Annotated in this window: 13 protein-coding genes; 4 read left to right on the top strand and 9 right to left on the bottom strand. The window is 43.9% G+C overall.

Annotated elements, in window-relative coordinates:
• Nucleotides 1-120 precede the first annotated feature (120 nt).
• Nucleotides 121-1833 carry a M4 family metallopeptidase gene (locus GJU41_RS14120; protein ID WP_154318995.1) on the bottom strand — a complete coding sequence of 571 codons (1713 nt, stop codon included), beginning with the start codon at nucleotides 1831-1833 and terminating at the stop codon, nucleotides 121-123.
• Between the two features lie 234 nt (nucleotides 1834-2067).
• Between GJU41_RS14120 and GJU41_RS14125 the strand changes: the two genes are divergently transcribed.
• The 3 genes from GJU41_RS14125 (at nucleotide 2068) to GJU41_RS14135 (ending at nucleotide 3840) form a co-directional block, all read left to right on the top strand.
• The gene (locus tag GJU41_RS14125) at nucleotides 2068-2640 is read left to right on the top strand and encodes a DUF4047 domain-containing protein (protein ID WP_070879550.1); all 573 of its coding nucleotides are present in this window, start codon (nucleotides 2068-2070) and stop codon (nucleotides 2638-2640) included.
• Complete coding sequence (sipW, locus tag GJU41_RS14130) at nucleotides 2609-3154, top strand: signal peptidase I SipW (protein WP_070879549.1); 546 nt, start codon at nucleotides 2609-2611, stop codon at nucleotides 3152-3154. The genes GJU41_RS14125 and sipW overlap by 32 nt, the downstream gene beginning before the upstream one ends.
• Nucleotides 3155-3225: 71 nt before the next feature.
• Entirely contained in the window at nucleotides 3226-3840 is a 615-nt protein-coding gene (locus GJU41_RS14135) for a TasA family protein (RefSeq protein ID WP_070879548.1), read from the top strand.
• Nucleotides 3841-4103: 263 nt separating this feature from the next.
• On the opposite strand, the gene GJU41_RS14140 is transcribed toward GJU41_RS14135, so the two are convergent.
• The 6 genes from GJU41_RS14140 to GJU41_RS14165 all read right to left on the bottom strand — a co-directional run bounded on the left by GJU41_RS14140 (nucleotide 4104) and on the right by GJU41_RS14165 (nucleotide 9923).
• Nucleotides 4104-5372 (bottom strand): glutamate-5-semialdehyde dehydrogenase, encoded by a 1269-nt coding sequence (locus GJU41_RS14140; protein WP_154318996.1) that lies wholly within the window; start codon nucleotides 5370-5372, stop codon nucleotides 4104-4106.
• 18 nt (nucleotides 5373-5390) lie between these two features.
• Nucleotides 5391-6506 carry a glutamate 5-kinase gene (gene proB, locus GJU41_RS14145; RefSeq protein ID WP_070879546.1) on the bottom strand — a complete coding sequence of 372 codons (1116 nt, stop codon included), beginning with the start codon at nucleotides 6504-6506 and terminating at the stop codon, nucleotides 5391-5393.
• Nucleotides 6507-6554: 48 nt separating this feature from the next.
• On the bottom strand, nucleotides 6555-7397 hold the full coding sequence (gene proC, locus GJU41_RS14150) for a pyrroline-5-carboxylate reductase (RefSeq protein WP_154318997.1): 843 nt from the start codon (nucleotides 7395-7397) through the stop codon (nucleotides 6555-6557).
• 427 nt (nucleotides 7398-7824) lie between these two features.
• On the bottom strand, nucleotides 7825-8655 hold the full coding sequence (locus GJU41_RS14155; RefSeq protein WP_154318998.1) for an NAD(P)H-hydrate dehydratase: 831 nt from the start codon (nucleotides 8653-8655) through the stop codon (nucleotides 7825-7827).
• Nucleotides 8656-8671: 16 nt separating this feature from the next.
• The gene (locus tag GJU41_RS14160) at nucleotides 8672-9454 is read right to left on the bottom strand and encodes a cytochrome c oxidase assembly protein (RefSeq protein ID WP_070879543.1); all 783 of its coding nucleotides are present in this window, start codon (nucleotides 9452-9454) and stop codon (nucleotides 8672-8674) included.
• 1 nt (nucleotide 9455) lies between these two features.
• The gene (locus GJU41_RS14165; RefSeq protein WP_070879542.1) at nucleotides 9456-9923 is read right to left on the bottom strand and encodes a DUF2243 domain-containing protein; all 468 of its coding nucleotides are present in this window, start codon (nucleotides 9921-9923) and stop codon (nucleotides 9456-9458) included.
• Between the two features lie 332 nt (nucleotides 9924-10255).
• On the opposite strand from GJU41_RS14165, the gene GJU41_RS14170 reads away from it, so the two are divergent.
• Nucleotides 10256-10507: a hypothetical protein gene (locus GJU41_RS14170; RefSeq protein WP_224771181.1), complete on the top strand. Its 252-nt coding sequence runs from the start codon at nucleotides 10256-10258 to the stop codon at nucleotides 10505-10507.
• A gap of 18 nt (nucleotides 10508-10525) precedes the next feature.
• Here GJU41_RS14170 and GJU41_RS14175 read toward each other — a convergent pair whose 3' ends face one another.
• The gene (locus GJU41_RS14175; protein WP_154318999.1) at nucleotides 10526-11344 is read right to left on the bottom strand and encodes an SDR family NAD(P)-dependent oxidoreductase; all 819 of its coding nucleotides are present in this window, start codon (nucleotides 11342-11344) and stop codon (nucleotides 10526-10528) included.
• A 147-nt stretch (nucleotides 11345-11491) separates the two neighbouring features.
• On the bottom strand, nucleotides 11492-12019 hold the full coding sequence (lepB, locus tag GJU41_RS14180) for a signal peptidase I (protein WP_070879539.1): 528 nt from the start codon (nucleotides 12017-12019) through the stop codon (nucleotides 11492-11494).
• Between the last annotated feature and the right edge of the window lie 56 nt (nucleotides 12020-12075).

The following is a 12075-nucleotide window of genomic DNA, read 5'->3' on the forward strand; positions in this document are numbered from 1 at the left end:
TTGAGGGATGAGGATTTAGACACATCTTTGAAAACTTCTGAACGTGACCATCGAACTATGAAATTGCCAGAATTTATTCAAAGAAAAACCATAGACTGTAGTCCATGGTTTTTCAAAAAATTATTCAGCCGGAACTCCAACAGAATCATACGCTGCAATGACAGCTTTTGTTTCAGCAGATGGCTGGCCACTGCGGTCTGGATAAAGATCTCTTGCTGACTGAATCGCAGCCTGGCGCATTTCTTTGAAGCCTGATGAAGGAGTGAGATATTTCGTTAAAGCACGGTAGTAGATTTTTTCTGTTTTTTGGCGAGTGATGCCTGTTACAGTAATTCCGTAGTGCTCGCCGCCTTCAGAGATCAGGTAGGCTGCTTTGTTGTTGATGCTGCTGTTAATATGGACTCCGCCTTTGTCTAAAGTGCCTAAGTAGCGGTCATTGTAATGATCAGGATAATGGCCTGAAGGGAGATAGGCTGTGCTCAGCTTTGTTTTCGTAGGATCGCTTAGTGAGCGCAGGCCACCGTCACCAGGTTTATTAGGTGTGAAAATGTCCTCACCCATCTCCCATTCAGGTGCGCTTGCGGAACCACTTGCATGCATTTCTGCCAATGCCCCGAAAATATCTGCAATTGATTCGTTGATGGCGCCGGATTCATCCTGATACGTCATGTTGGCTGTATTAGATATTACACCATGTGTCATTTCATGTCCTGCCACATCAAGTCCTCCTGCAAGCGAGCTGAACTGAACGCCGTCACCGTCTCCATACAGCATTTGCTTTCCGTTCCACGCAGCATTGTTCCATTTCTCCCCAATATGAACAGTGCTGACAAGCTTCATGCCATTGCCATCTAAGCTGTTGCGCTTATGCATGGTTTGATAGTAATTATTTACTTTAATCGAGTTGACATGTGCTGAAACAGCCGCCGGATCTGCAAAGAAGCTGGTCTTCGTTGTGACCTCTTGGCCTGTATATCCTAAAAGAGCAGAGAGGAGTATAAACGGAGTTTCCCCCATTCTCTTCGCGTTGTAAGTGTGAACATCAACCACATTCCCTCCAGAAGCAGCAGCCCCATGCAAGTAGCTTGTCCCACTTGCCAGATCCTTCACAGCAAGGAACGACTGCATCGTACCAGTAACATCCAAGCCTCTTGAATTCACCGGAGAAACAGACGGCAAATCCGCTTCATGAACAGCATTAAAGCTCTCCACTACATCTCCAGTTAAAGCATCAACGAAGTAATGGAAATAACCAGGAGCAGGGATGGAAGTAGAAGCTTTGACCAAGTATGTTAAGTAGTATTTTCCTTCATGCTTGTAAATCGTTAATTCGGAATCAATGCCGTCATAACCCTTAACTTCTCCTATTTCCGATACGACGCCTTCTTTTGCAATCTCCACTGCTTCCTCTTTTGATAAAACAGGCTCAGTCGGTATGATTGCACGGGCTAATTTTTGCGTAACATCTCCAAACGAAGCATACACGTTGTTTTCTGCATCAAGGGCAACACTTTGGCCAGATCCATAGATAGGAATGCCGTTGTATTGCTCAACTGTACGCACGTGATATGTATTTGTCGCCAGATCTGCCTGTTCGCTGATAATCTTGAATTGCTCGCCGGATGTTGTTGCTGAACGAGCCCCGGAATCCGCTACTTTAGACTGAAGAAATGCTTTGACAACCGCTTGTTTACTTAACCCTTCCGCTTCAAACAGAACCGTTGTTTCAGCGGCATGTGCATTAGCTGTCGGCAGTGCGATCCCGCCCAGCACAACGGATAAAGCTAATACTGCTGGTATCACGGCTTTTTTCCCTTTGTTTTTCCTTTTCAAATCCTTCACCCCTTATTCGAATTGTGCTGCTGTAACAATTTGAATTATTGTGAATATTCTCATTTAAGTCAATTGGGTTATTTTAATGCCTTGTTTTTGCGTTATTTCCTAAGAAATGATGAAAAACGACAAAATCCTTGGTTCTTTTTCTTGAAAAATAACCCCATAACAATTTTAGGATCATTCAGTAATAATTAAGGCAGTAGCACACCGCTTGTCCTGGAGGTTTCGGAAATGAAAGGAATACTGCCTAAACTACTTTCGCTGCCATGCTTGTGCTGTATCGGATTTTATACAGGCACACAGCTCATCGGTGAAACAGAAGCTGTTTTCAGCAGCCAGACTTCACCCGCCCCGCTAACTATCTCAGCAGCCGTTCTTTTTCCAGAGGGCGTTCAGTTAATGGAAAAACAAGCCCGGCAAATCGGAGAGAAGATGATTCAATCATACAATCGTATCCCTGAACAGTCAGAGGGCGGCACTCTGGAAGAATTGCACGGAACACTTGCCGAGCTTGAAGCCATTGAAGAAGAGCTAGCTGCCGAACAGGAAGAACTGGACAGCCTCTATATAGAATTGCTCTCCTATCAGAAGCAGTCCGCTTCAGAAAACGGCAAACCACTAGATTACGTTGCAAAAGGGGTAAAAGCCGTCGGCAAAATTATAAAAGAAGCAGAAAAGTTCATTGATTATCAGCGGATAGAAGATTTTCAAACTTCTCTTGTTAAACAGATAAAAGAGATGGAAAATCAGGCATCCGTCCAAAAGGAGGCAGCTGAAAGTGATAACGAAACTAGTGAAAAATAGTCTGAGCGGGATATTCATCCTGATCATCTGCTCTTTAGCGTTCATCGTCCTTTCTTCCCGCTTGACCGGCGGAGAGCCCGCAATTATGGGCCATCAATTGAAAGCTGTCTTATCAGGATCGATGGAACCTGTGTTCCAAACAGGGTCTGTCATCTCCATCAAACTTGGAAAAGATCCGTTCACTTATAAAAAAGGCGATATTATTACTTTTCAAATGGACGAAAAGCTGATTACCCACAGAGTCATCAAAGTTATCGATCAAAATGGGCAAGCTGCGTATCAAACAAAGGGTGATAATAATAACGGACCTGATATGTGGACAGTGCAGCCTGGACAAATTATTGGGGAATACAGCGGATTTACAATTCCTTATGCAGGATACGCTATGAATTATGCAAACTCAAAAGCGGGATCAGCTCTTCTATTAATCGTTCCAGGCGCCCTGTTGATACTCTCTGCATTTCGCACGATTTTCACTGCAGTAAAGGAAATGGAACTGACAAAAGCCGGTTAGACCTCCTATGTATCACATTGCATATGAGTTTAATAAATTTTGCTTACATAACAATTAAAGGGGATGAAGAAATGAGTTTTGTTAAGAAAATAAGCAGCGGGGTAATGACGGCAGCACTTGGACTATCTTTAGTCAGCGGAGGAACCTTTGCGTACTTCAGTGACACAGTAGAAACGAAAAATACGTTTGCAGCAGGAACATTGGATCTTGGCGTTAACCCTAACCTTGTCGTCAATGTAAACAACATTAAACCAGGAGATGAAGTGTACCGTGAATTCACTCTTGAAAACAACGGGACATTAGACATCCATAAAGTCCTATTAAATACTCAGTATTCTGTAGAGGACTGGAAAGGCGACAACACAGATGATCTCGCCAAACACATTAAAGTTACGATTATGTACAACACGAGCAGCGCAACAAATGCAGTCGTGGAAACAACCCTAGCCGACCTGCAAAATCAGACGCCAGACTTAACTCAAATTGATACTTTCGTCGGCAGCACAACAAAGCCTGACGGCATACCGGCTGGCGGCAAAGAAAAAATCTTCGTTCTGTTTGAGTTTGTTGACAACGGACAGGATCAAAATCAATTCCAGGGCGACAAGCTTCAAGTTAACTGGAACTTCAATGCACAGCAAGGCGCAGGAACTTATTATGATGATACGGATGAAAGCAATAACTAACAATAGGTAAAAAACCGTAGAGGTAAATTCAAAGTGGAAATGAAAAAGGGTACCAAATTGCGCAGCAATTGGTATCCTTTTTGTTATTTTAACATTTTTTAGATTCCCCAAAGCTGTAAGGTAATCATAGCGGTTGTATGAGTACCCAAAACCAAAAAATTCTTTAACTAAGGTAATCAAATAGAAATCCTAGTTTTTTTAACTCATTTATAAAGCAAAGTAAAAACGCCCAAAATCGGGCGTTTTTAAATGTTATTCGATATTTACCTAACTTGTCCATTCCCCGTCATCATATATTTAATCGTTGTCAGCGCCGGCAAGCCCATCGGTCCGCGTGCATGGAGCTTTTGTGTGGAGATGCCGATTTCTGCGCCGAATCCAAGCGCGCTGCCATCTGTAAATCTTGTTGAAGCATTATGATAAAGGGCTGCAGCATCGACTAAGTGCATAAAACGCTTAGCTGTTTCCGCGTTTTCTGTGATGATTGCTTCTGAATGCTTCGTGCCGTACTGATCGATATGATCAATAGCTTCATCAAGATTGCTTACTGTTTTAATTGCAAGATCCAGGCTTAAATATTCGCCCGCCCAGTCTTCTTCATTTGCAGGAATCACATTTGGAAGAGCATCGGCTGCTTCCTTGTCTCCATGAATGGTAATGCCATGCTTTTTCACAGCATCTGCAAGTGCTTCTTTATTTTCAAGAAGCCAGTCACGATGAACAATCAGTGTTTCCGCTGCATTACATACTGCAGGACGGTCTGTTTTGGCATTGATGAGAATGTTCAGCGCCTTATCCGTGTCAGCTTCTTTATCAAAATAAATATGGCAGTTTCCTACTCCAGTCTCTAAAACAGGTACTGTTGCATTTTCAACAACCGCCTTGATTAAAGAAGCGCCGCCTCTTGGAATCAGAACGTCAATATGCTCCTTCATTGTGAAAAGCTGCTGTGTTGCCGCGCGATCCGTTGAAGCGATAAACTGAACGGCTTCTTTCGGAATTTTCGTTTTCTCAAGCGCACGGTGCATCACTTCCACAATCTTTTTGTTTGATGATAGTGCAGACGAGCCGCCTTTCAGCACAATCGCATTACCTGATTTAAGCGCAAGTCCTGCCGCATCTGCCGTTACATTTGGGCGCGCCTCGTAAATCATGCCGATGACGCCTAGAGAAACGCGGACTTCTTCTACCTTTAAGCCGTTTTCAAGAGTCCAGTTTGACAAAACATCCCCAGTTGGATCAGGAAGATCAGCCACCTGACGCAGACCCTCTGCAAAATCGCCGATACGATCTTGATTAAGAGCCAAACGATCCATGTAGGCCTCATCAAACCCTTTTTCTCTGCCCTTATCCAAGTCTTCTTTATTGGCATCCAAAATCACTTGGTATTCTTTTTCTAATTCATTTGCCACAATTCTAAGAGCTTCATTTTTTTCCTCTGTCGTTAACAAGCTTAATGCTTTCTGTGCTTTTTTCGCTGTGATTGCCTGTTCTTCCACCGTCATTGGTTTAAGAGCTGCAATACTCATCAAAACGCCTCCCGTTCATTTTTAGCTTGGCACCTTTATTGAAAAATCGAGAGAGCAAACAAATGTCTCCTGATCAATCGCTGCCGTTGTTTCATTATGAATATCTCTTTTTAAGTTTTCCGTTGAAAAGTTGATTCTGCCAAGACCGAATTCTTCTCCGTCTTCATCAAGAATTGTCACGACCGCGCCATCATTAAAGCGTCCGTTCACTTCCTGTATATCGATCGGATAAATGTTTCGCTGATTATCGATGATGGCTGTTTTCGCTTTATTCGAAATCATAATCTTGCCTTCAGGACCAGAATGGAATGCGATCCATTGTTTTTTCTTATCAAGATTGAACGCATTCGGCTTCGGTTCAAAATACGTGCCTTTCGCTGTTCCGTTTACAGCATCCATCAAGATATTTCTAGTGCTTGATTTCCCTAAGAAAGATTGAATGCCTGATGCCATCGCAATCTTAAAGGCTGCAATTTTAGACTTCATGCCGCCTGTTCCGACTGCGCTTCCTGAACCGCCGGCTGCTGCTTCAATTTCCGGTGTGATCGCGTCTACTTTTTCAAGAAGCAAAGCATCCGGATTGCTGTTAGGATTATCATTATAAAGTCCATCGATATCGGATAAAATAATCAGCAGATCTGCGCCGATCAAAGCTGCAACCTTAGCAGAAAGGGTATCATTATCTCCAAATTTCAAACGGTCGACTGTTACAGTATCATTTTCATTTACGATCGGAATAATGCCGCGTTCAAGCAGCACATTCATCGTATTTTTCATATTTCCGTAGCGTGTTTCATCGGAAAAATCGCTTCTTGTAATCAAAAGCTGTGAAGCGACGTATCCGTGAGATAAAAAGAGTTCTGAATAAGATTCCATTAACAGGCCCTGTCCGATGGAAGCTGCGGCCTGCTTTTCAGGCAGCGCTGACGGCCGCTGAATGCATCCAAGCTTGCGGTAGCCCGCTGCCACGGCTCCTGAAGAAACTACAACCGTTTCATAGCCCGCATCCTTGAGTTCGACAATCTGATCTGCCAGCTTCTCAAGCTTTCTTCGGCTTACCTCGCCGTGCATACTTGTCAGAGAGCTGCTTCCGATCTTAATAACAACTCTTTTTATCTTTTTCTCTTCTTTTAACATCCTATCCCTCCTGAGAATCTGTGTCTAACCTTATCTAGTACATTCGGGTTAAGACGTCACCAATGCTCCTGCCATTTCTTCATTCAGCTCTTTCGAACGTTTTGCCGCATGATGTATCGCCTGTGAAATGGCTTTTCCGCCATTATTTTTCCGCAATGCCTCAAGTCCTGATGCTGTTGTTCCATTTGGTGAAGTCACTTTTTTTCTTAAACTCTCTGGTGCTTCGTCGTTTGCCATAATCATTTTCGCTGCGCCAAGAATGGTTTGAGCAACAATCTCGCGTACCATCTCTTCGTCCATTCCTTTTTCAACGCCCGCCTGTTCCATATGCTCCATTAAATAATAGAAGTAAGCCGGACCGCTTCCTGCGATTCCCGTGAAAATATCCATCTGCTCCTCTTCTATTAAGAAGACTTTTCCCATACAGCTGAGCAGTTCTTTCACCGCAAGTACGTTATCCATAGCGGTATGTCTTCCAGGGCTTAGCGCTGTAGCTGATTCCTGGATCATGCTCGACGTATTCGGCATCACGCGCACAACCTGCTGATTCAGGTTTAAATGATCTTCCATAAACTCTGTAGAAATACCAGCTAAAACAGAAATCACAACCTGATCCGCTCTTACTTTATCCTTCAGTGCCCGAAGTGCATCTGCTGCACCCTGCGGCTTCATCGCCAGGATAAACAAATCGATTTCTTCATATGGCAGTGCATCCTGCTGTACCGCGTTTACACCATAAACATGATTCATTTCTTTAAGACGCAATTGATTGCTTCTATTTGTTACATAAACATTTTCTGCAGGGATGCTTCCGACTTGTACAATCCCTGAAATCATTGATTCTGCCATCGAACCTGCACCTAAAAACGCAACTGATTTTTCTCTTAACATAATGAGCCCCCTCAAAAATCTCTGTTCGTGTCCGTTCGTTTTTTTCAACGGTTATAATCGTAACATGCTGAGAGAGAGATTCAAGGGAATACAGGACATTCATAAGGAATAGGCCGAGATAGTGAAAGGAAGCGTTATCATTGATGGGTTACCTATCAGCGAATCGGTTTAAACCGGAATAATCGGCTGTAATCGGGATATTTGCGGATATTTGGATTTTGGTTTTAAAAGATAACGGCCTTGCCGGGCTAGGAGACGCTTGGAAAAAAGAAAGTATTTTAGCTATTTCGGCAAGTAAGGGGCTGATTAGGGCAAGTAAAATCTGGTGAAAAAGAAAGGATTCGGCCGGAAATGGAAAGGATTCAAAAAAGAGTGTCCCCATTCTTATGACGGGACACTCTTTATCAACCTTTCTATTATTGCGGGATTACTCAAACCTCTTCCAAACCTCAGGAAGCAGCTCCGTTAACTCATGGGCAAGCATCGTATGTGCCGACCTCTTTTCAGACCATTTATCTGCGCATGCTCCGTGAAGGTAAACAGCATTTAAGACGGCATGCTTCCAGTCCTTATGGCAGCACAGCATTCCAAGCATCATTCCTGTTAAAGTATCGCCTGTGCCGCCTTTTGCAAGCGCGCTGTTCCCTGTCGGATTTGCCCAGACTTCCCCATTCGGGAAAGCGCAAATCGTCTCGTTTCCTTTTAGAACAATTGTCACACCTAGCTTCTTCGCCCAAACGGAGGCAAGGTGCGGGCGGTTTTGCTGCAGTTCTTTGACATCAACACCCGTAATTTTTGAAAACTCTCCAGGATGTGGAGTCAGAATAACAGGTGATTGTCTTTTCTTATACGATCTCTCAGACAGCGCCCCAGCATCCAGCAATACGGGGCAATCCAGTTTCAGCAGCTGATGAATGGCCTTTTCCGTTTCTTCAACTGGCTCTAAGCCAGGCCCTGCCGCTATCGCTTTGTACTTATCCAAATCGACGTTGTCTTCTGCTGTTTTCTGCAATCCATTTCTTAAATAAGTCGCTTCCGGCAAAATCGGGACAACATACGGAATGACTTCTTCGACTGTGCCAATCTCAAGCTTCCCGATCCCGCTGCGCATCGCACCAAGACCTGAAAGCAGCGCAGCTCCCGGCATGTCCTCGCTTCCCGCTAAAAGAAGACCCGTTCCGTACGTGCCTTTGTGAGCTGAAGTTTCTCTTTTAGGAAGAGTCGATTTGACGTTTTCTTCTGTCCAAAAGGAAGTCATGCAGATTACCTCATTTCTAATTTAGCGATAGCTCCCCGATACGAGGACGCGCTGCCCTGTACCATTGAAGGCAGAGGATAAAAATAAGCACAATATCAATCACATCTCCACCGTAGTACATCAGCATTCCGGAAGCTTCAGCCTGATCTGCCGGCACTCCGTTTGGCGGGTGAGCATAGATGTACTTTGACAAGATTCCGTGGCCTCCGAGTGCAAGCACCAAGACAATTGCGCGATATACATAGCTCGTCCTGTGCGGCGCCGGATCAATGTAAATCATAGATACAGTAAATAAATAACCTGCTAAAAAAACATGAAGATGGATGACGGCATGGAGCAGGATGTTCTCATGCATGGCTACGTATAAATCCGTTGTATAAAGGACCCAAAGTCCTCCCACATTCAATAAAGCAGCCGTAACCGGGTTACTTAGAACGCGGACTGGACCGCTTTTCAGCAAACCAGTAAGCCGTCTTGCCTGGTTCACTTTTATGGTTCGTAAAAAGAGTGTCATTGGTGCGGCAAGAGCCATAAGCAGCGGCGCCAACATGCCGAGAAGCAAATGTCCGAGCATGTGTGCGGTGAAATCCATGTGGGCACGATTAGCTAGAGGACCGCTCACAGCAGCAACTGCGCAAAGAATCCCAATAAACCAGAAAACAGTTCGGTAAACAGGCCACTTTCTGCGGCTGCGATTAGAGATCAAGACAGCCGCGACATACAAAACCAAAGCCATAACATATGGCAGGGCCATAAGCAATTGAAGGCCGATTCCGATTACATGATGGGAATGATGCATTCTAGTCAGCCTTCCGCTTTTTTGTCTGGATGATGAGAATGATGCCGGCAATCAGCATCAAGGCTGCAATGATATTCCAGATCCAATCATATATGTACACATTGTCCACATAGCGAATCTGGTGAAGCCCCATCAGCTTATGCTGAACGGTGCCATCATACAATTGAAATGCGCCTGCTCCGAATAAGACGCCGCCCCACCATCTCTTTAGCCATAAGCCATTCCGGCGTCTGAGGTCTGCAAACAAAAATAACCCTCCGATTGTCGCAAGCCAGCTGAATGCATGAAACAAACCATCCGAAACCAAACCGATATCCGTTGTCGATTTATCATAAAAATGATGCCAGTGAAGAAGCTGATGAAAGATGGTTTCATCAATAAAAGCGACAAGTCCCAGACCAAACAAGATGCCTGAAAGAAGATTGCGGGAAGAGTATGCCTCCCTTTGAGCCAATTGTGCAGGATCCATTTTTGGGTCCCTCCATTCCAAATGTTTACTATTGAAATTCCCCATTAAATATCCGGCATAAACGTATATATTGTAATGTGCCCAGATATCATACGAAAGCACCAAACTCTCAAATAGACTTATCTTCCTTTTTAAAATCAGTCTCCCCCCTATCCATGAATGCATCTGCAGGTCATCCCGATCTTTCTTTTCTATTGATAGACTGAAGTAGGTTTCATAAAATGCCGAAAGGAGGATCTTCTTGAAAAAAGCTGGCCCAGCCGGATTAAAATGGCTCAAAATTGCTCACATTCTGCTCATTTCCATATTCTTAGGCGGAATTATGAGCTCTTTTGCGCTTAATTACAGCATTGCAGACTTTCATTGGCATTTTTGTCGTGGATAAACTGATGATGTCAAATATGGCTCTGCTTGAGACTGAAGGAAGCGCAGCATTAACTAATGCCAACTTCATTCATAATCATGCAATAAGGGAGTATGCCGTCATTTTTCAGATTGCGATTACCATTTTTATTATCATTATCTCAATCTGGAAACCGTGGAAAAAGAAAAAGCTTCATAAAAAAGGAGCTGTCATCAATTAATGACAGCACTTTCATTTATCAGCTCACCCTCGCCTGCCTGCTTACTTTGCAGACGAGCCTCATCAGGGCTTTATGGGCTGAAGGCACGATTAAAAAGAAGAAATCCATGGTTTTTCTTAGAGGCATCGGACAGATGACCGGCTGATTTTTATGCACACCATCAATCGCAAGCTTTGCGAGTTTCTCAGGCGTCATCATTTTTTGCTTTTTCATTTGTTCTGCCATCATGTCTTTATTAATATTGAGGGCTGTTGCTTTTGAGAAAATAGGCGTATCGACGAATGCCGGGCAAAGGGTGCTTATTTTTACACCATGTGCCAGAGCTTCGTAATGCAGGGATGTTGTAAGACCTACAACGGCATGCTTTGTTGCGGAATAAGCGGATGAGACTGGTGCGGGTCCAAGTCCTGCTGCGGATGCGGTGTTGACAATGTGGCCGAAACCTTGCTTTTTCATCATGGGATAGACTGCCTGGGTGCCGTTGATGACTCCCCAAACATTGACGTCCATAATCGTTTTCCAGTGGTCGATGGACATATCATAAAGCTCACCGTACATGGCAATTCCCGCATTGTTAAACATATAGTCAAGCCGGCCGAACTCCTGGAACGTCTCTTCGATCAGTTGTTCTACATGTTTATAATCAGTGACATCCAAACGAACAAATCTTGAGACAGTTTCGCTTTGGTTAAACTCGGATTCCGTCTTTTTCCCCTCAGACTCATCAATGTCTGCCAGGATGACGAACACGTTTCTTGCAATGAGCTCCCTGCATAGCGCCTTGCCTATCCCTGAAGCCCCTCCTGTCACAATCGCAGCTTTCATGAACTCTTCCATTTGCATCCCTCCGCAAATTAGTTCTTCACAACCAAATTATACAATTTTTAACAGTAAAAAAGGTAAAAACAGAAGATTGTTCCTTGGATTGTCATTTTTACAAAAAGAAAACCTCCACTGCTTCAGGTGCAATAGAGGTGACCGGATCTATTCAGGAATACCTGCTTGATTTAATGGAAAAAAACGCAGCTTTACTTCGCCGATCATTTCCTTTTCAGAAATTGGGCCTATCTCGCGGCTGTCCCTGCTTTGCCGTCGGTTATCTCCCATCACAAAGTATGCGTCTTCTGGAACGATGGTCTGAAAGTCTTCCGTCAGCTGTTCATTATAAGGGAGGTTCTTTTTAGATGCATCTAAATAAGGCTCATCGTATTTCTTTCCGTTAATGTACAAAGTATCCTGTCTCATTTCAACTGTATCACCAGGAAGTCCGATGACACGCTTGATGTAATCTTTTCCCCGTTCTGGTGAGTGAAAGACCACCATGTCAAAACGCTGAATTCCACTTGTTTTAGAAATGATCAGCCTGTTTTGATCCTGAAACGTCGGCTGCATGGACTTTCCTTCCACAACAACAGGCGCAAACAGAAATTCTCTGCAGATCAATGCAATCACGACGGCAAATACGATTGATTTGATCCAGCTCCATACTTCTTTTCTTGTATTATCTTTCATTGCTGTCCCTCCAATTGGCTCGACTGCTTTTTCTTAAAAAGAGGCATTGTGCATCA

Source organism: Metabacillus idriensis (assembly GCF_009674765.1).
GTDB lineage: Bacteria > Bacillota > Bacilli > Bacillales > Bacillaceae > Bacillus_P > Bacillus_P idriensis.